Here is a 20,456-nt window from a genome sequence, read left to right as displayed (position 1 = left end):
CAGTATTTATTTCATCGACTGCACGGCGCGCTGCAACCGCGCCACAATTGCCGGATCGAGGCTCCGGTTAGCCGCTAAATAACCGTGTACCGATAGCTCAGGAATAAACCTGACTGGTGCAAATCGGCTGGCGTCCATTCCAAAACGCTGTGCTGTTGGAGCAATTAACGCAGGATCTTCAACAATTAAATCTACGGTGCCGCGAAGCAGATGTTGCCAGGAGCACTGAATATCTGCACAGATAAATATCTGTTCGTTCTCTTTTAGCCCTAACTGTTGCAGCCAGTAATAAGAAACGTCATCGCGCTGAACTGCGATGCTGTAGTTGTTGAGCGCTGCCCAGTCATTTATGACGATATTTCTATTGCCAGCCAGCTTTACCAGCGCCAGCTCAAAAAGCACTACAGACGCGATAAAGATAAAGTCCTGCTCTCGTTCGGGCAGGCGTGTTATGGAGTAAATAAGTGATTTGGTATTTTTCTTGGCTAGGTTAACCGCTCTTGCCCACGGGTAGAGTTCATATCGTGCGTTAAGCCCCGCAGCGTCAATAATGGCTTTAACTCTATCCGTTGCAGAGCCGGCTACGTCTCCTTCCGTACTCTCATATTGGTAGGGAGGCGAAGATTCAGTCTATACAACTAAATCAGCCGCTAAAGCTGACCAGGATAACAATAAAAATAAACCTGCAGTTACACATTTCACTACACATACCAGAACCCGCTGTTAATATTTGCTAACTTTATCAAACTTATGAGTGGGTAAATAGACATGTTTTGTTACAGCACAAGCCACAACTTTTGAACTATAGTCTTGTCATAGTCGAGCAATAAATCACAGGAAGATAGGTATGAAAAAACAACTGGCAGCGCTTTGGCGCGACAATAAAGGATTTTTGGTTTTCATTGTATTGATGTTTGCCGTACGTAGCAGTTTCGCAGATTGGTACAATGTACCTACAGGCTCAATGTTACCCACCATAGTGGAAGGCGACAGAATTTTTGTCAATAAAGCCGCTTATCGAATTGACATTCCATTCACCGATATTAGCGTGATGGAAACGGGAAACCCCGAACGGGGCGATATTGTGGTATTTGAAAGTAAGGCAGCCGACAACCGGCTGGTGAAACGGGTGGTTGGACTTCCGGGCGATCGCTTAGCGATGCAGGCGAACCGCTTGTTCATCAATGGTAAGCCGTTGTTTTATGATGACAGGAATGATGGAGAAAAAATTGAACATCTAGGTGACGTAGCGCACCCTATTCAGTTAGTAAAAAATGACAGTACCCTTACCAGTTTTTCGCCAGTAACTGTTCCAGCCAATCATATTCTGGTACTAGGCGACAATCGCAATAACAGTGCGGATTCCAGAGTCTACGGTTTTGTACCTGTCCACGAGTTGCAAGGTAAAGCAATCAGCGTCATTTTTTCACTGGATGCAGATAACTATTTTGCTCCTCGCTCCTCGCGTTACCTCAAGCCGATGATTTAAGGTGCTTAAATTTTTTTGATTTTTCGGCTTGAAAAACTTGGGTCTGTTACTACATAGGAATTATCGGTGCTTGCAAGCAAGGCCGATAATACTGCCGCCGATGATCGGGGCAACTTTTTTAACATATTGCTTTATTTTAAGGATATGACCATGCGTACTATCGATCTATCTCCACTTTACCGTTCATTTATTGGTTCTGATCGTCTTGCCTCTCTTGCAGATGCAGCCTCTCGGAATCAACACACGTATCCTCCCTATAACATTGAGCTATTAGGTGAGGACAAATACCGAATTTCTATGGCCGTTGCCGGTTTTGGCGCCGACGATGTGACAATTGAAGCACAAGAAAACGCGTTGACTGTTACGGGTAAAAAGCCGTCTGACACTTCACCAACGCAAGATGAGAAATCCAGTAAAGAAGGTAAAAAATATCTTCATCAGGGAATTTCATCTCAAAGTTTTGAACGTAAGTTTCAGTTAGGTGATCACGTTAAAGTGATTGGCGCAGACCTTCAACATGGCTTGTTACATATTGATCTGGAGCGGGTTGTTCCTGAAGCGAAAAAGCCGCAAAAAATAGAAATTGGTACCAAGCAAGAAGCTTAGTAAGCAGTAGTATCTGTTGCTGACATAGATAACTACGAAACGGCACTTAACGGTGCCGTTTTTTTATCCCGTTTCGCTTCTGTCTGGCCATTTCTCCTTATCAGCTTCAACTAACAAAACCGGGCCGGGACCGTCTTGCGCCAGTGTGTCATCAGGATTGTAAAGCGGACACCGCTCCATAGACAAACAACCGCAACCAATACAGCTGGTCAACGAAGACTGTAGTCGCTGTAAGCGTTGAATACGCTGCGCTAACTTTTTCTCCCAGAGCGTGGCCATCTGCTGCCACTGCTGTGGCGTCGGTGCTTTAAATTTCGGTAAGGTAGCGAAAGCCGGTTCCAGTTCATTCAGAGCAATTCCCAATTGTTGGGCAGCTTTTATGAGGCTGACCCTGCGGATGGTATCTCGCCCATACCGTCTCTGATTTCCTGCGTTTCGAGAACTGTGAATTAGCCCCCGCTTTTCATAAAAGTGCAGTGCTGAGACATTGACGCCACAACGCTCTGCAACTTTTCCTACTGACAAATCATTCATTTAAAAACCTCTTTACCTAAACCTAAGTTGAGGTTTTAACATGCGATCTCTCAAACAGACAAGGAAATTAGAGATGACATCAGCAACGTTCTTGAATCAGCCCCCCTCCACGGTTGCCCGACCTGGAAAACCCGTACCCGATGGTAAGAGACTGCTAAAAAATTTGCTTTTTGACGAGCCAGTAAATATCGGCTCCCCGGCGCCTATTTACCCTACGTTCAACGTCGCCATGATTAAGTCCGATCATTGCCGGATCACGATTGGCGCACCGGGGTTTAGCCAACGCGACATTTCGATGAATCGTGAGCGGACACTTTTAATCATTACAGGAAAGCGCACGGTTGATACCTCTTATCGTATGTCTTCTCTTTGCGCAGCTTCAATCACGGGAAACCCTGCAGCTTTTTTCGAGTGTATTTTCGACATTGGAGAGCACGTGCAGATATCAAGAACCGCTATGGAAAACGGCCTGTTAGAAATAGATCTCATCAACCGGTTAACCGCATCCGCCTAGCCATCCTGGCGCCTGCAGCCTTAGCTTTTATTTTTTCTCTGGGCATTCATCTCTAAGATGAAAATTAGCCTTTATACGGCGTTTCCTTAACGTTTTCTCTACTGACATAAGTCTTAGAAAAACTGGCTTTACCTAATACCGACGTGACATTTTTAAGTACGCGATATCAGTGGCAAAAGGAGCATATGAATGAGCACATCAACGACTAGTAGTTCTATAAAGATACAGAAAAAGAGAGACTCGAAAGGTGGTATCTTGATCCTGGTAAAAGCCGTACTCAAGAGCTATGACAAGTACTTTCATCAGGTAATGACGATGAAGTAAAAATAAGAAATTTGATGGACGGGCGCTCGAACTTTTAATAAACAAAAGATTCCGGCAGTATTGTTTATCGTTGTAGGCTTCAACCAATACTAAATAACCTGAAACCTGGTAAAGTACAAGCGTCTTTCCTGCTGCCTATTTGTTCATCTGCGCTGGCAACTTATTACTACCAGCCATGTATTCGCGACCATTGGGCGCTAACGCTGTGGTTGTCCCGGGTTACGTGATATTGCGCAAATTGCGAAGCCGTGGCGCATGCGTGAATAGGTAAAATTCGTAGCATACTGCCATATGAAAATACGTCTTCCATAGGTGAGCGTCCATCAACATGTGCAATAACGCCATGTTCCTGATTGGTTTGTGATACGTACCAGCCGGGTAAAAGATTCCCGTGGATGTCACACACCAGACCATAGCCGCAGTCCTTTTTCTGCCCTGTGGTGCCTTTGTCTCGCGACAACGCCATCCATCCTGCATCAATCAACACCCAGCCCTTTTCCTGTTGATGACCAATTACTGACGTCAGTACACTTAAAGCGATGTCGGTGTATTCACAAAGATTGATACCGGCCATAACACAATCGAAGGTAGCATAAACCCCGGCACGTAGTTCCGTGATCCCTTCATGAGATATATCCGCAAGAGCAGTGGGCGTAGAACCAACAGACACCATTTCGCAGGAAATGCCGGCTTTCGCTAACGAGGCAACTGCAACGTTAATTTGTTCGCATTCCTGCTGTGCCATCTTGTCCTTCGCCTCCTGCGAAAAGCACTGGTAAGATGCGCCTGCGTGGGCCATCAGGCCCTTAAATTGAAGTTTTCTCGTATCAGATAGCAGACGAGCAATTTCAACTAGAGTAGACGCATTAGGGTTAATCCCGGCGCGCTGATTATCTACATCAACTTCCACAGCAACGCGTAACGAACCGTCCAGTTGAGGAGCAACTTCAGTTAATGCTTTGGCACCAGCCATGCTATCGACAATCACGGTTAAACCAACGTCTGCACTCAGTAATTCATTTATCGCTTTGACTTTATTCGGACTTATCCCAACAGCATAAAGAATGTCTGAATACCCCGCACTGGCAAAATATCGCGCTTCTGCTAGCGTAGAGACCGTAATGGGAGAAGGAGCAGGCGCGTAAATTTCTGCGGCTTGTAAGCTTTTTAGGGTTTTAACATGCGGACGTAATATAAGATTTTCCCTGGCACACTTCTCCTGCATGCGCTTAGCATTAGCCCTTAATTTTGATTCGTCAATAATACAGGCGGGAGTGATGAGTGAAGCCAGTAACGTCATTATAACACCATGTAGTGGATCATAAATAAATTCGTACATGCCAGGAACAGCAGCGACAAAAACGTCAGCGCCATGCCCGCTAATCGTTGCCAGCTAGCGCCTTCATGATGACGCAGACCGTAGGCATGCAATAAGCGTCCAAAAAGCAGTGAACAAGCGCCAAGATGCAGCACCCAATGCACATTCGTAATGGTTTCTAACGCGGCCAGCAGAATCAATGTTAGCGGCACGTACTCGTTGAAGTTTCCATGTACGCGGGTCAGCCTAAGCAACTCGGTATCACCACCATTGCCAAGGCTAATCTGCCTTCTTCGTCTTACGCTTATTACCGACACAGAAATGTACAGGTAGCACAACGCAAGCAAGCTGGCGTAAAACGCTGTAATAGGCAAAGTCATTCCGTTTCTCCGTGATCAAAATTTTATGATTCTGCCAACGACGCACATCTCTGACAAAATTAATGCATCTATTATAAATTCAAAAGGCCGCAAAAAGCGGCCTTTACAATTTCTTTAATATTAATCAAGCAAAGTTTGGAGTTCTTTACTTACTTTCTCAACCGGTTTGGTGCCGTCGAGCTTATGATATTCACAGTTGCCAGACTCGGCTTCCGCAGCGTAATACCCTACCAGCGGCTTTGTTTGCTCGTGGTAGACGCCTAAACGCTTACGAACCGTTTCTTCTTTATCGTCATCACGAATGATAAGGTCTTCCCCGGTGGTATCATCTTTTCCTTCCGCCTTTGGAGGGTTATAAACCACGTGATACACGCGGCCAGATGCAGGGTGCACGCGACGCCCTCCCATCCGCTCTACAATAACATCATCGGGAACATCAAATTCGATAACATGATCAATCTTAATCCCTGCCTCTTTCATTGCATCAGCTTGAGGAATAGTGCGCGGAAAACCATCTAGTAAAAAGCCCTCTTTGCAATCATCCTGGCTGATACGCTCTTTCACCAGACCGATAATGATGTCGTCGGAAACGAGCTTACCTTCATCCATAACGCGTTTTGCAGCCTGCCCCATCTCTGTGCCTGCCTTAATTGCAGAACGTAACATGTCGCCTGTGGAAATTTGGGGAATACCAAACTTTCCCATTAAAAATTGTGCTTGAGTTCCCTTACCGGCACCCGGTGCGCCGAGGAGTATGATTCGCATTGTTGCGCTCTCCGCTTTTTATTTTATAACTGACGGCACTTTACACATTCACATCAGGCGTGACAAGACTTTGCGAGGTTTAACCTATGAACTTGCGTCGTTTGAGTCAAGTTTTGTTAACGCGTTTATCAGAGCTATTTTGTTTTTTATACACAAAGCGGATAAAGCTCTTCAATATCGAGGAAAAAGAGTTGGTTTATAGATAAAAATAGCAATCCGCACGGTCTGTGCCCGGCTCAAAGATAGAGGACCAGTATAAGAAGACTCAAAATGAAAAACGGGCGCTAACGCCTAATGCCGATCAGTTAAGAAATATTTTAGCGATCGGTTGACCGATCTTTTCAGGGGTTCACAATCCGATATCAGGAAACTGGTATCGGATTTTTTATGTCTCTTCTTCAAGCATTAGTTGATACATCGCAATTTTTAGATGATGTTAATTCCCTCGATAAACTAAAAGCGATTCTTGACCCTGACATACTTGAGCAAGCTTTTAAGCGTGCAGGCGTTGCAACTGTGCGGCGCAGGAGGTTACCGCTTGAAGCCGTGATGTGGTCTGTCGTTGGAATGAGCTTGTTTCGCAATGAAACAGTTTGGGATATTGCCAGTCGACTGGATATTTCTTTGCCTGGTAAAAATAAACTTGTTGCTCCCAGCGCGCTGGTCCAGGGTAGACAACGTTTAGGTTACGAGGCTGTACAACAAACATTTCAAATATTAGCGCATAGAACGTTTACCACTCAGGCATTTGAGCAATGGTGCGGACTGAACCTTCTGGCTGTCGATGGCGTGGTATATCGGACTCACGACAACGAAATTAACCGTCATGAGTTTGGTTGTGATAGCAACAATCATGGGGAAAGTAGCTACCCACAGGTACGGATGTGCAGTTTGATGGAAGTTTCCAGCCATTTGCTATTAGACAGTGCGTTTGATGGCCGGCATGCAGGTGAAATGAGTTTAGCTCAACAACTGTTACCTTCAGTTCCTGGCCACTCGTTAACCCTGTTTGACCGCGGATATTACTCACTTGGTTTACTACACAGTTGGCAAAGTGTGGGAGAAGATACCCACTGGATGATACCTGCCAGAAAGGATTTACAATATGAAGTAAAGCATACTCTAGGCAAGAACGATGCAATTGTGACGTTATCGACCACACCTCAAGCCAGAAAGAAGTTTAGTGAACTGCCAGAAAACCTAACGGCTCGACTAACCAGCTACCAGGTAAAAGGAAAAACCTACCGCGTCCTTAGCTCTCTAATCGATCCACTGCGTTTCCCCTATGACGAGGTTACAGAAGTGTATACCCAACGCTGGGAAATCGAATTAGGTTTTAGGGAAATGAAACAAGGAATGCATCAATCGAAACATACACTACGGAGTAAAAAACCTGACATGGTTCGCCAGGAGCTATGGGGATTGTTGCTGGCTTACAACCTAATAAGGATCGCTATGATAGATGCGACAAAAGACTATGATGAACTATCTCCGACAAGATTGAGCTTCAATCTCTGTATGAGGCAGGTTATTGCGTTCTTCATGTTCACTTCAGTTCACAGCGCAAGTAAGCTTCCTGCTCACTATGAAGAGCTGCTTAATACTCTGAGACTGTTTACATTGCCCGATAAAATCCCAGACAGGCATTATCCACGAGTGATTAGACGAAAGCCCAAGAAGTATCCATACAAAAGAAAATGCCAGTCAGCTCTTAACTGACTGGCATTAGGCGCTAACGCCCGTTTTTAGATATCTTAAGTGCTGTAACCTACGCTATTTAGACAGGCTCATTAACAAGCTGTTCAAATTACGCGCAAAACTGGAAGGATCTTTCAGGCTCCCCTGTTCGGACAATGCCGCTTGATCATAAAGCACTTCAATCCATTGTTTAAAGAGGCTTTCATCCTGTACGTCAGAAAGCTTATGAATCAACTGATGTTCAGGGTTTAGTTCAAATTGGTATTGAACCTCCGGAACCTGTTGACCCGCAGCCTGCATCAGCTTGACCATCTGCGTGCTCATCCCGTTTTCATCGGCCACGATACACGCTGGCGAATCCGTCAGGCGGTGAGTAAATTTCACATCTACTACTTTACTTCCTAGTGCCGACTTCGCCCGCTCCAGTATCCCTTCTACTTGCTTCTCGGCTTCTTCCTGCGCTTTTTTGGTTTCTTCGTCATCCAGATCTCCAAGATCCAGATCGCCTTTTGCAATTGACTGGAATTGCTTCTCGTCGAATTCCGTCAGATGCGACATTAGCCATTCATCAATGCGCTCGCCCAGCAACAGCACTTCAATGCCCTTCTTACGGAAAATTTCCAAATGGGGGCTGTTTTTCGCCGCCTGATAATTATCAGCTGTGACATAGTAAATTTGCTTTTGGCCTTCTTTCATCCGCTCTACGTAGTCAGCCAACGACACAGTCTGTGCGTCAGTATCATTATGTGTAGAAGCAAATCGTAGCAAGCCTGCAATTTTTTCGCGGTTACTGAAGTCTTCGGCCGGGCCTTCTTTTAGCACGTTACCAAATTCGTTCCAAAAACCCTGATACTGCTCGCTATCATTTTTCGCCATGCGCTCAAGCATTTGTAAAACACGCTTAGTACAACCCTGGCGCAGTGCCTGAGTGACTTTGTTATCTTGTAAAATTTCGCGCGATACGTTGAGCGGAAGATCGTTGGAATCGAGCAAACCTTTTACAAAACGCAGATACGTTGGCATAAACTGTTCAGCGTCATCCATGATAAATACACGCTGCACATATAATTTAAGGCCATGTTTCTGATCCCGATTCCACATATCAAATGGCGCTTTAGCTGGAATATATAGCAGACTGGTATATTCGGTCTTGCCTTCCACTCTATTATGCGCCCACGTTAGTGGATCGGCAAAATCGTGAGAAATGTGTTTGTAGAATTCTTTATATTCTTCATCAGTGATGTCCGCTTTATCGCGAGTCCACAGTGCTGTAGCTTTGTTAACCACTTCCCACTTACCTGGCTCAGCAGGAATTTTTTCACCGTCTGGGCCGTCTCTCTCAGGCGTTTCCTTCTTCCACATCTGTACAGGGATGCTGATGTGATCAGAATATTTGCTAACGATGGAGCGCAAACGCCAGTCATCAAGAAACTCTTTTTCATCTTCACGCAGATGCAACACAATTTCTGTACCACGGGAAGGTTTATTAATTTCAGCAACTGTGAATTCACCTTCACCGTCTGAAATCCATTCAACACCCTCACTAGGATCAGCGCCCGCCGCACGTGAACGAACTGTCACACTGTCGGCAACAATAAACGCCGAGTAGAACCCTACACCGAACTGCCCAATCAGCTGCGAATCTTTAGCTGAATCGCCAGAAAGTTTACTGAAGAAGTCTTTGGTACCAGATTTCGCAATCGTACCTAAATTGGCAATGACTTCCTCCCGGTTCATACCAATACCATTATCGCTAATGATTACGGTACCGGCTTCTTTATCAACGCTGATTTTAACGTGCAGTTCGCTGTCGTTTTCATAAAGTCCGTCGTTTTCCAACGCGCGAAAACGAAGTTTATCTGCTGCATCTGCCGCGTTAGAAACCAATTCGCGAAGAAAGATTTCCTTATTGGAATACAGGGAATGAATCATCAGATGCAGAAGTTGCTTAACCTCTGTCTGAAAACCGTGTTTTTCTTGATGGGCTGCTTCAGCCATAAACCAGAATCTCCTAGTTAGATGGATCTTATTTCAAACAGGGAAGTGAGGACTTAGCTGTAGGATTTCAACTGCCCGACAAAAATATTTGTCAGGCAATTTGCACAATTAAAAGATTAGAGCCTTCTGCGACCAGAGAACGCGTGAGTCAGAGTGTTGCCATCTATGTACTCCAATTCACCCCCGACAGGCACACCATGGGCGATACGACTCGCTTCTATATTGTGGCGGGAACAGAGCTGAGCAATATAATGAGCAGTGGCTTCACCTTCCACTGTAGGATTGGTGGCAAGAATGACTTCGCTGATGGCTTCTTCCCGTAAACGTTGCTCAAGTTCGCCTAAGCCAATATCGTCAGGACCAATGCCATCAATGGGAGAAAGATGCCCCATCAACACAAAATAGGTGCCTTTAAACGTCAGTGTCTGTTCAATAGCCATTACATCCTGAGGGCTTTCAACGATGCATAGCAAGCCGCTGTCAGCACGTTCCGGGTGCCGACATATTTCACAAAGTGGATCTTCGGTAAACGTGCGACACCGCTGACAATGGCGAATATGCTCCATTGCATTATGCAGCACCGTACTCAGCGCCAACGCACCCTGGCGGTTGCGTTCAAGCAGATGAAATGCCATGCGTTGAGCACTTTTATTTCCCACTCCGGGCAGGCATGTCAGAGCGGAAATAAGCTCTGACAGTAGCGGACTAAACTTCATTTAGGTTAAAACGGCATTTTGAAACCAAATGAGGCTTTGTTACTGATGAGTGCTGATGTGTTATATTCAGCGGCTTGTAGCGTTTTTGACATCGTTTTCATTACTCAACATTACTCTTTATTACTTAACTTTTGGCCCCTATTTGACCCCAACATATCAAGTGAGTCAGAACGCAAGGATATCAAAAATTTCTACAGGTTATGGGGCTTTAGCAAAATGAGACCTGGAGTCGGCAAGTCTAGCACTCTAAAAATTTCTCTTGTTTTTCTTTCAAAAGAACTAATCGTTTCACTTCAGCTCGTTTACTACCGAATTCCAAATCGCTTACTTCATAATACTCTGCAATGCTGTCATGAATCAACTTCAAGAATCGAGCCTCGCGCTCTATAGAGAGCTGACTTTTTGGCTTGTCGTAACCAAAGCGTTCGAGCAAAAAAATCCCTAGTCTTCTAAATGAGTATGACTCCCAGCTAGCAAATGATTTTACCCAATAATCTATATCCAAACGTGATAAAGCCCCGACTTTCCAGTCTTCGATTTTTTGCGATTCGTACGGCCAGCCGTGAGCGACTTCCCCACATAGAAGTTCAAAGTGCGCCTTTTTTCTATGCTCTTGCCAAGTTGCGTAATACTCATCTCCCAATATTGATAAACGAGCATTCTTTACTTCAACAATTTTTCCTCGCTCCTTTGATATGGAAAACGACTTACCTTGGCAAAGGGTTTCCACCTCATCTAAAAATTTGTCTTCACTTGCATCAACATATTCGAAAAAAATCAATGTGCTATAAGCAGAACAAGCCTCTAGCCATCTATTGAGTTCTGGACTCTTCTCGTTGTAGATATAATTTTTCAAAACAGGGACATCTTGATCTAGAAATTCCTTGGTAAAGATCTCGCCAATCATAGTGCTTTTGTATATGGCTTCATCAACTGGATTACCTTTCGAGATCAACCTGACCACTTTGAATATATCTTTTAAGGGGAAATCATTCCCATTGAAGATTGTGATGGCCCCCTCAAGAGGCATAGATGAACCACCTATTTTTTGCCTATGTTGCTTATCTAACTCGTCGTCTTCATCAAACCCAAACGCTGCACTATAAAACGCTTTTATCTCACTTTCTGACTTACCTACCTGAGCGAGAAATACAATTGAAAAAGCGTCGTTTATTAAACCTTCTAAAGTTCTCGTTTCGTTTATCTCATATTCTCGCAAAACAGCAGAATAAATATACTTGATACGCTTACTCATTCGTATCAATACCCGAAGATTATCTACTTCGAGTCGTGTGAGATTACTTTCAATAAGAAGATGATGCTTTTCATAGATTTCATCACAAAAAGCGATTCTTATAATTTCGTCAACTGTCGGTTTATAAGCTACAACATCGTTAAAAAATTTTTCTTTAAATGATTTTTCAACACTCAACTTTTCAAAATCAGTGGCAAACAGAAACTTTGTACCATTCTGCTCAGCTAAGTTGTAACACAACTCTATAACTTGCTTTGCAAAGTTTGTATCAGAAAGACGTTCGATATCATCAACGACGATTAAACGCTTGCCAATTCCGTTCAGCATTGTTTCTTTAGCAATACCAGTCATTCCACTGAAAAAAGCCAATAGTCCTTTATCAGTTTTATCTAGTGCCTTATCCAGAGCAGCCGTAGTTGTTTTTAAACTTTTAGCGAGAAAGTTAGCTCCTTCTCCGTTTACATTGTTTAAAGCTCCCAAAAGATGGTTTATAAAGTCATCCCTGGTTCTTAAGCCTGCAACCGAAACATAAACTGCACTATCAGCATTGGGGATAAACTCCGTTTTTAGGTAGACAGTCTTGCCTGTTCCCCACTTCCCATCCAAGACTACCAGTGAGGGAAAGGAATCATCCTCAAATAAATTTTGGATCTTTTCTTTAATATCTAATTTCGATTTCATGATTGCCTTCGCACAAGTCTATTAATTTAATAATTCAACTTGACAAACCATATGGATACACTTGGTCAAATTGTGGACTAGCGGCTGCTTCCCCAATTGGGTTGGCAAGAATCAGTTTAACCAATCGCACTATAAGCTTTTTCGTTTTACAGCCTTAACAAATTAGCCAAAACTTATTTAACCTGTTTAACGAAGGCTTGTGAAATATTGATTTTAACTTTTCGTAGTGCCTGAAACTTGCACGTAAGATTATCACATAACGCCAGCAACTCATGGACTCTAGTGACAATCCTTTTTTGCTCTATAACTTTAGGCAAAGGAAATACTAGTTGTCTTAACAAACCGAGATTGAGAACATTCATGGTCGAACCGTGGCTCTTGTCGAATAACTCTTCTTGTATCAGTCGGCTACCAAGCACAATACGTATATATTCTCTACTAACATCATCGTGCAGGCTTAGTTTAACTAAACGAGGGTTGATAATTCCTTGACTAGCCTCTTGTGACAAAATGAGAACCTTTCCAATCGTACCAACCAAGCTTATCAGCATATCTCCTGGTTGAACTTTACATGAAATCAGAGATTCAAACTTTTCCTGATTAATGTAATAATCACCTATATTTTCATCACCAGAAATCACCTGTTCTTGACCATAAATTTTGTATCCATCTTCGACGTAAAAACTTTTTTTCAGTGCGGATCCGAATGGCCCAGCTTTTAAGGCATTTTTCTCATTTTTGGCTATGTGGTCGAACTTTACCCACTCCCACCCATCAGGGAGGTCAAATGGCTTTTCTTCGTCGGATATGGACGGCAACGGCTTTTGTTTTTTGATTTTCTTATCTTTGATTAGCTGCTCTTTTTCTGCGGCAATGCGTTCGAGTAGTTGTGATGCGGGTTCGTCGTTGGGATCTTGTTTTACCAGTTTGCCCATTACTGCGAGTTGCAGGATGGTGTGTTTCAGCTGGTCGATGCTGTCCTCTGTGGTGAATAGCACGTCAAAATGTTCGCTGATGCGCTGCCAGCTTTCGTTTAGCTCGTCAGTATCTTTTGCGTTGGTGAGCGTTTCTAACAGTGATTTAACAAGTGTTTGATGCGCTTCGATACTGGCTTCGGTTTGTGACTCTAGTTGGTCACATAGCGCCATCAACTCTCTTACTTTTTCTACGATTCTAGCTTGCTCATTTAAAGGTGGAATTGGGATTTCAAAAGTCTCAAAAGTGCGCTTACTCAACCCCTCAATAGCCATTCCAACCTGTCTATCCCAGATTTCTTTTTGAATTAAGGGAGACATGAGTACAAGATGAACCCAGTTGGTTAATTCTGGTTCACACATCCTAACAATCGTAACGTGTTGGCTAACATTAGCTTCCTTTAAAAAATCAGGAAAAACTGTCGTCCTGCCTAAAGAAGCTCCAGTTATATTAAGCAAAATATCACCAGGGAAGACTTTAGTTTTGCTCATCTTTTCATGCACTTCATCACTAATGTAAACGACGTCATCTAGTTTAACTCCGTCGTTCCACACATTTTGAGATCTCAGAAATGGTATACCAGACTCAACGTAAGCACTTTTTCCTCCCCTTGGTGTACTTCCAGATCCAAGTTTGGAAACTAAATCTCTAATCTTAAAGATTGCCCACCCTGTAGGGACTATTAGTTTACTTTCACTTCCTGTGCATAAAGATTTCGCAGTAAGCCTACTTAGAAAGCTATCATTTTTTTCAACTGATTGTTCCTGCGATACAAGCTTTCCTCTTACAGCTAACTCTAAAATCAACTCTCTCAGCTTTTTTATCCCATAAAGCTCAAGCTTGTTTGAACTACCCCGCCCTGACGCAGACTTGGTTTTGATTGCTGATGTCCAGATATCCAGGTTTTCAGTAATGATACTTTCTACTGACATTAGACTTCGCCCTCAGCGCCTGATGACAGAGCTTCCGCCAGTATGCCTTTAAGCTGATCGCGCAATGCCTGAATTTCTTGCTGTTGTGTTTCGTATTGCTGTAGCAGTTCGTCAGGATCGTGGCTTTCTACTTCGCCAACGTGTGGGTTTTTAATATCCAGATTGAAGTTTCGTTCGATGACTTCTTCGATTGAAATTTTCCAGGCTTGTTCATTCTCTACTCGACTGGCAAAGTCATCTTCCTCTTTGCCCCACCATTCCTGTTCAGTTTTGAATTCTTCAAACTTCATTGGTTTAGTTTTGGAGTAGTTTTTCACGCCGTCTGGATATGGGTGCTCGTAAAACCAAATCTCTTTGGTTGGCTTCCCTTTGGTGAAAAACAGCAGGTTGGTTTTAATGCCTGTGTAAGGGTTAAACACACCATTAGGTAGCCTGACTATGGTGTGTAGATTACATTCTTCTGTAAGTAGCTTTTTGATTTTGGTTTTGACACCTTCACCGAACAGCGTGCCGTCTGGCAATACTACAGCGGCGCGGCCTCCGTCTTTAAGCACCTCGATGATGAGCTGTAGGAACAAGTCGGCGGTTTCACGCGTTTGCATATCTGAAGGGAAGTTCTTTTCGATACCATCTTCTTCAGTGCCACCGAATGGCGGATTAGTAACGATAACATCAAACTCGCTGTCCCAGTTTGAAAGTGGTCGGTTGAGGGTGTTGTCGTGCCTAATTTGCACAGGTACTTCGATACCGTGCAACATCATATTTGTGGTAGCTAACAGATGCGGTAACTGCTTTTTCTCAACACCATGAATTTGGTTTTGCAGTGTTTTGTGGTCAGCTACGGTTTTTACGTATTTTGATTTTACGTGGTCAACGGAGCAGGCTAGAAAGCCAGCTGTGCCACAAGCCGGATCAAATACTTTATCGCCCAGTTTTGGATCTACCCTGTCTACAATAAAACGGGTTACTGCACGAGGTGTATAGAATTCCCCTGCGTTACCCGCACTTTGTAAGTCACGTAAAATTTGCTCGTAGATATCACCGAATAAGTGGCGTTCTTTAGAGTCGGTGAAGTCTACTTCATTTAACTTGTTGATCACTTGGCGTAACAGCGTGCCATTCTTCATGTAGTTAAAGGCATCGGAGAACGCTTCGCGCACGATAAAGCCTCGCGGGTTCCTATCGATGGGTGCTGTTAAGTTTTTAAGCGCTGGGAATAAGTCATCATTCACAAACTCCATCAGCTCGTCGCCCGTGCTCCCTTCATCATCGGCTGCCCAGTTGCGCCACAGGTACTGAGACGGAATTGGCTCACGGTAATCGTCCATTTCAAATTCCAGCTCTTCTTCCTGGGCATCGAATATCTTTAAGAATAGTAACCATGACATCTGGCCTAAGCGCTGAGCATCACCATCAACGCCTGCGTCTTTTCTCATGATGTCCTGAATGGATTTAATAACGGTACTGATAGACATACTTTCTTATTCTCTGATTCTATATTGTTCGGCCTGAGCGGTGCTCAGGCTGATTTATCTGGTGTGGTGCTGTAGATGGCTTTTTCCAGTTCCGCTATGGCTGCTTCATACTGTTTTGGCCCGCCAAATCCTTTCTTGGCAATTTCGATGGGGCGGCCAAACTCTACAACTTTACCTGTTTTAAGGGCATCTTTGCTTTCCAGAGCCTCTACGCCCTCATCACTGTATTTATTCAACAGTTCATTTAAAACGGCCTGCGCCATTTCGCTATATTTGGTGAAGTAGTTGCGCTTTTTAACATTGTTTGCGCGTTCTTTGCGCGTTAGCGGAGGATGGTCGAAAACAACGTGGCATATCATATCAAAGGGATCTAACTCTTTCCCGATTTCTGCTTCAAGGACTTCCCAAATGATGCCTTCAGATTCTAATTCGTCGATAACCGCTTGCTTGCGTTCAGAGCTATTCCAGCGCTTGATAAATTCATCAAGAGACGCAAAGGACTTGGTGAGTGTTTTTTTGGTGTAGTCTTTAAACGATTCTGTGACGAGTTTGCCGTCTTCATCATAATACTGAACACGCTCCCCCACTTTCTTCACTGCTACACCATTAATGTGGTATTTGGTTACAGTCGTTTCTTCGTCATCATCCCAGCCTGTTTGAGGTGCTTCTCCACCTTCAGGAAAATCGAAGTCATCATCGCTGCCGAGATTATCAGAGTTATCTGTATTGTCTTCAGTTTCATACTCTGAGTCATGCCCTTCTAAAATATCGTCGAAATCAGAGTCGGCATCATTGATATCACTGGGCTTGGTACTGATGACTTTTTCTGGAATACCGTCGAAGCGCTCATCGGCAAACAGCTCTGTGGCTTTTTTGAAATCAAGGATGGTGAACCAGAGCTTGCCAAATTTATCATCGATACGCGTGCCTCTGCCGATGATTTGTTTGAACTTGGTCATACTCTGAATGTTCTGATCGAGCACTACCAGCTTGCAGGTTTTCGCATCAACGCCCGTTGTCATAAGCTCAGATGTAGTAGCGATAACGGGATAAGTGCGCTTTGGGTTAATGAAGTTATCTAACTGGGCTTTACCAATGGCATCATCACCAGTGATCTTCATTACGTACTTATCGCTTTTGGCATACTGTTCTGGGTTACAGTTAATCAACGCCCTGCGCATTCGTTCGGCGTGGTCGATGTCGTTACAGAACACAATTGTTTTTGCCAGTGGGTCTGTGCGCTTTAGGTAATTGGTAATCGTCTCTGCCACCAATTGTGTGCGCTCATCGATGACTAAAGTGCGGTCAAAGTCCTTCTGGTTATAGATGCGGTCTTCAACTTCGTTGCCATGCTTATCAACCTGCCCTTTGGTTGGTCGCCAGCCTTGCAAGTCAATATCGAGATCCACGCGAACCACTTTGTACGGGGCGAGAAAACCGTCTTCAATGCCTTCTTTTAGCGAGTACATATAAACTGGCTCACCAAAGTAGTCGATATTAGACACTTCATCGGTTTCTTTGGGTGTAGCAGTTAAGCCAATCTGGGTAGCTGAACCAAAGTATTCAAGAATTTCCCGCCAGGCACTGTCTTCTGAAGCACTGCCTCTGTGGCACTCATCAATTACGATAAGATCGAAGAAATCAGGATCGACTTGCTTGTAAGCTTTCTGGCTTTCATCGGGGCCAGTTAATGCCTGATATAGCGCAAGGTGAACTTCGTAAGCGGGATCGACTTTTCTGCCAGTGATTTTAGTCATCGCCTGACCGAATGGCTGAAAGTCGTTAATACGGGTTTGATCTACCAGAACATTCCGGTCTGCGAGGAATAAAACACGCTTCTTCGCTTTGGCTTTCCACAATCGCCAAATTATTTGAAAGGCGGTATAGGTTTTACCTGTGCCTGTTGCCATTACCAGCAGAATACGATCCTGCCCAGCCGATACAGCTTCTACTGTTCTGTTGATTGCCTGTAACTGATAGTAACGAGGGGATTTGCCAGAGCCGTCATCGTAGTAATCCTGAGTGATGATAGGTAACTGAGAATATTTATAGCCTTTGAACGTACAGTATTTAGCCCAGAGCTGCGCAGGTGTTGGAAAGTCTTCTAACTTGATTTCGGTTTCAAGCTGCTGAGGATTCGTTTTGTCATGAAAAATAAAACCATCGCCATTACTGGCGAAGATAAAAGGCACATCAAGTAACTTGGCGTAATCCAGCCCTTGCTGCATTCCTTTACCGATATCATGCTTATTGGCTTTGGCTTCTATAACAGCCAGGGGCATTGAGGGTTTGTGATAAAGAACAATATCAGCGGATTTTACTTTTTTACGGGCAGCCACCATTCCTCGAACGACGACTTTGCCATCACGCAGTTTTACTTCCTGCCGAATCTGGGTCATATCATCCCACCCTGCTTGTTTAACAGCAGGCATGATGAACTTAGAAATGATGTCCGTTTCTGATAGCGCTTTTTTGTTCACTGAACTCATGATTACCTCGATGCTACTCATACCAAGGACTGGTTCAGACTTATCTAAACTAGGTGGGAACACGTGTCCTTTACGTATGAACTATCAATCCTTAATTTATTGTTCTTTTATCGAGCCTGGTCGCGGCGTTAGTTCAGTTGTAAAAGTACCAGAATGCCGAGTAGATGTCATTTCGAAAGGCTACTGACATCTGCACCTACTTCGTTTATGCCGAAAGTTCTCCACAAGCGGCCCTTTTTAAGGCTGAAGACATAAGAGGAGAACTTCATGAAATGTAGGCGACAATTTTTTAGCGCATTGTTTGACGTACTTAGCTCACAACTGATGACCATCGGTGACATTCTGTTTGTGATTTTTGTTGTACAGCTGATAACCCAGTTCGAAGTTGCAGAGAGTTATCCGTTTACCGGAATAAGAGGCTATATGCTAATTTTACTCATCTATTTATTATCACTTGCTTGTCACTTACAAAGTGCAAGGCTGCGAAAAAAATAGAATGTTCTTGGAGCACCCGCTGGGTGCTCTTTTTTCTAACCTGCTATAAGCTCGCTCACGCTTCTATGGCATAACAACAGGGTAATTTGAATCACCCCAAAGCTCGTTGGGATTCTTCATCATGATATCGAGTAGTGCTGGCACTAGCTGATGCAAAAAACAATTAGCATCTCTTAGCTGGTCTCGATTAACTCTGCTGCTCCATGTCGCACCACCATGAATAAGCTGGTTTCGAAGTGTGTACAGTCTTTGCAGAACCAATTGAAGTACAACCTGGGTCTGAGTATTGCCAAGCGCTTTCGCCGCTCTGGATTTCGAAGCGGCAAAACGTGATTTGAATTCTTCTTCGGTCAGGTTACCGTTTTGATAATCCCAGAATGGCTGATAAACATACCGCGAATTCAACTCCGAAGTGCACCACTCGCTAAATTAAGCCGCGCCTCTCAATTCTTCGAACACTACGGTTGGTTGTTTAAAGCCAAGACATTTCCTTGGCCTTGCATTTAGGGCACGTTCAACGTCAGCAATTTGCTTGTCCGTCACTGTCCGTAAATCGGTGCCTTTACGGATGTATTGCCGCAACAGCCCGTTGAAGTTTTCGTTCAGTCCGCGTTCCCACGACGAATAAGGGTTGGCGAAGTAAATATCCGTCTTCAACTTCTCTGCAACCCGTTCATGGTCACAGAATTCGCTGCCATTATCCGCCGTAATTGTGTGGACATGACGACGATAGCGCCACAGCATGCCGATCATGGCTCTACTCACTTCTGCTGCGCTTTTGGCTGGTACTTTGCGTATAAGATACAGCTTACTTTTGCGCTCAACCAGGCTAACTATCGCGCCTGTTCCTTGCTTCCCTAAAACAGTATCTGCTTCCCAGTCACCAAACCGCTTCTTCTTATCAACAATGGCAGGACGGCGCTCAATTCCAACCCGATTCGGAATAATAACGCGCTTCGCTCGGCTGCCTTTACGGTATTTCCGGCGTCCATGTCGCAACTGCTTGTGCAACTTGCCACCACGTAATTTATCGCGCTGTACGAAACCGTAAATCCACTCGTGACTGACTGGGTGGCCGATGATTTTGCCTACATCTGCAATCTGCTCGGGACTCCATTTCTGGCTCAACCCGAACTCAACAAACGTAATTGTCAGCGCTGGTATGCCATATTTCGCTGCCTGACATCGTCGTTTAATCGTCTTAGCATGAGCGATTTCGGGCAGGTAGTGATTATCCCGGATCCTGTTGCGCCTGACTTCGCGACTAATAGTGCTGTGACTTACTTTAAGTCGTTTCCCAATCTCCCGATAGCTGAAACCCTCGCATAAGTAGGCTTCGATCTGGTATCGTTGCCCCTCGATCAACTGCTTGTAACTCATGGTAATACTCATGTTTGTTTGGCGACTACAGAGTACCACCAACAGGCAGTTGATCTCTTCTCACCGTTTAACCATGAGTGGTGCACTTATTATCTGAATTCGGGACTGGTTATTGAGTAACACCCGAATGCTTCCAGGAAATTCTTGCCACACCATTTTTGACAATACGTCATCAGTATCCAGAGCAAGTAGCTTTTCAATAAATAACGAGAAACTTTCGGCTTCGCGCAGTTTAAGTGCATCGATATCCTGTGCGTAGATGGCGTTGAATGCTATCCAAAGAAAAATGAATTTAGCATCAGGATCGTCATCGCACATCTCAGCTCGCTGAAGCCAACTGAGTCCTCTGTGGCTTCGCAGTGCCAAACTGTCGCCGAAGTTATCGCGATGAGCGCGTTGAAACGCTTTTAACTCTGAATATCGTGCTTCCAT

The 20,456-nt window shown here is 44.2% G+C and carries 17 protein-coding genes and 1 pseudogene; 4 read left to right on the top strand and 14 right to left on the bottom strand.

The genetic code is table 11. The features are described 5' to 3' along the window. Positions 1-6: 6 nt before the first annotated feature. Positions 7-612 (bottom strand): annotated as a pseudogene (locus tag CA267_RS16185) (substrate-binding periplasmic protein); the annotation flags it as partial. A 235-nt stretch (positions 613-847) separates the two neighbouring features. Between CA267_RS16185 and lepB the strand changes: the two are divergent. Together lepB and CA267_RS16175 are read left to right on the top strand one after the other, a co-directional pair. Continuing rightward, positions 848-1,489, top strand: a complete 642-nt coding sequence (gene lepB, locus CA267_RS16180; protein WP_075609826.1) for a signal peptidase I — start codon at positions 848-850, stop codon at positions 1,487-1,489. Between the two features lie 150 nt (positions 1,490-1,639). Then, the gene (locus CA267_RS16175) at positions 1,640-2,095 is read left to right on the top strand and encodes an Hsp20 family protein (protein WP_075610105.1); all 456 of its coding nucleotides are present in this window, start codon (positions 1,640-1,642) and stop codon (positions 2,093-2,095) included. A 63-nt stretch (positions 2,096-2,158) separates the two neighbouring features. Here CA267_RS16175 and soxR read toward each other — a convergent pair whose 3' ends face one another. After that, entirely contained in the window at positions 2,159-2,629 is a 471-nt protein-coding gene (gene soxR, locus CA267_RS16170; protein ID WP_075609827.1) for a redox-sensitive transcriptional activator SoxR, read from the bottom strand. 73 nt (positions 2,630-2,702) lie between these two features. On the opposite strand from soxR, the gene CA267_RS16165 reads away from it, so the two are divergent. Then, positions 2,703-3,143: an alpha-crystallin domain-containing protein gene (locus CA267_RS16165; RefSeq protein ID WP_075609828.1), complete on the top strand. Its 441-nt coding sequence runs from the start codon at positions 2,703-2,705 to the stop codon at positions 3,141-3,143. A 490-nt stretch (positions 3,144-3,633) separates the two neighbouring features. On the opposite strand, the gene CA267_RS16160 is transcribed toward CA267_RS16165, so the two are convergent. The 3 genes from CA267_RS16160 to adk form a co-directional block, all read right to left on the bottom strand. Then, complete coding sequence (locus tag CA267_RS16160) at positions 3,634-4,767, bottom strand: alanine racemase (protein ID WP_075609829.1); 1,134 nt, start codon at positions 4,765-4,767, stop codon at positions 3,634-3,636. After that, entirely contained in the window at positions 4,767-5,165 is a 399-nt protein-coding gene (locus CA267_RS16155; protein WP_075609830.1) for an MAPEG family protein, read from the bottom strand. Before CA267_RS16155 ends, CA267_RS16160 begins: the two co-directional genes overlap by 1 nt. Before the next feature lie 120 nt (positions 5,166-5,285). Continuing rightward, positions 5,286-5,930 (bottom strand): adenylate kinase, encoded by a 645-nt coding sequence (gene adk, locus CA267_RS16150; protein ID WP_075609831.1) that lies wholly within the window; start codon positions 5,928-5,930, stop codon positions 5,286-5,288. Positions 5,931-6,317: 387 nt separating this feature from the next. On the opposite strand from adk, the gene CA267_RS16145 reads away from it, so the two are divergent. Then, positions 6,318-7,649: an IS4 family transposase gene (locus CA267_RS16145; RefSeq protein ID WP_075608833.1), complete on the top strand. Its 1,332-nt coding sequence runs from the start codon at positions 6,318-6,320 to the stop codon at positions 7,647-7,649. 54 nt (positions 7,650-7,703) lie between these two features. Here the strand turns inward: CA267_RS16145 and htpG are convergent, their stop codons facing one another. The 9 genes from htpG to CA267_RS16100 all read right to left on the bottom strand — a co-directional run bounded on the left by htpG (position 7,704) and on the right by CA267_RS16100 (position 20,456). Then, positions 7,704-9,626: a molecular chaperone HtpG gene (htpG, locus tag CA267_RS16140; RefSeq protein WP_075609832.1), complete on the bottom strand. Its 1,923-nt coding sequence runs from the start codon at positions 9,624-9,626 to the stop codon at positions 7,704-7,706. Positions 9,627-9,742: 116 nt separating this feature from the next. Beyond that, on the bottom strand, positions 9,743-10,342 hold the full coding sequence (recR, locus tag CA267_RS16135) for a recombination mediator RecR (protein ID WP_075609833.1): 600 nt from the start codon (positions 10,340-10,342) through the stop codon (positions 9,743-9,745). A 238-nt stretch (positions 10,343-10,580) separates the two neighbouring features. Then, positions 10,581-12,278 carry a P-loop NTPase fold protein gene (locus CA267_RS16130; RefSeq protein ID WP_075609834.1) on the bottom strand — a complete coding sequence of 566 codons (1,698 nt, stop codon included), beginning with the start codon at positions 12,276-12,278 and terminating at the stop codon, positions 10,581-10,583. 173 nt (positions 12,279-12,451) lie between these two features. Continuing rightward, positions 12,452-14,185, bottom strand: coding sequence for a restriction endonuclease subunit S (locus tag CA267_RS16125; RefSeq protein ID WP_075609835.1), 1,734 nt, complete (start codon positions 14,183-14,185; stop codon positions 12,452-12,454). Then, positions 14,185-15,660: a type I restriction-modification system subunit M gene (locus tag CA267_RS16120; RefSeq protein ID WP_075609836.1), complete on the bottom strand. Its 1,476-nt coding sequence runs from the start codon at positions 15,658-15,660 to the stop codon at positions 14,185-14,187. The genes CA267_RS16125 and CA267_RS16120 overlap by 1 nt, the downstream gene beginning before the upstream one ends. A gap of 44 nt (positions 15,661-15,704) precedes the next feature. After that, complete coding sequence (gene hsdR / locus CA267_RS16115) at positions 15,705-18,149, bottom strand: EcoAI/FtnUII family type I restriction enzme subunit R (protein WP_083638492.1); 2,445 nt, start codon at positions 18,147-18,149, stop codon at positions 15,705-15,707. Positions 18,150-18,707: 558 nt separating this feature from the next. Further along, entirely contained in the window at positions 18,708-19,049 is a 342-nt protein-coding gene (locus CA267_RS16110; RefSeq protein ID WP_075609838.1) for a hypothetical protein, read from the bottom strand. Between the two features lie 24 nt (positions 19,050-19,073). Continuing rightward, positions 19,074-20,024, bottom strand: coding sequence for an IS30 family transposase (locus CA267_RS16105; protein ID WP_075609839.1), 951 nt, complete (start codon positions 20,022-20,024; stop codon positions 19,074-19,076). 60 nt (positions 20,025-20,084) lie between these two features. After that, positions 20,085-20,456 carry a HEPN domain-containing protein gene (locus tag CA267_RS16100; RefSeq protein WP_075609840.1) on the bottom strand — a complete coding sequence of 124 codons (372 nt, stop codon included), beginning with the start codon at positions 20,454-20,456 and terminating at the stop codon, positions 20,085-20,087.

Source organism: Alteromonas pelagimontana (assembly GCF_002499975.2).
GTDB lineage: Bacteria > Pseudomonadota > Gammaproteobacteria > Enterobacterales > Alteromonadaceae > Alteromonas > Alteromonas pelagimontana.
Note: the sequence above shows the minus strand (reverse complement) of the source record. Positions and strands in the feature narration are given on the sequence as shown.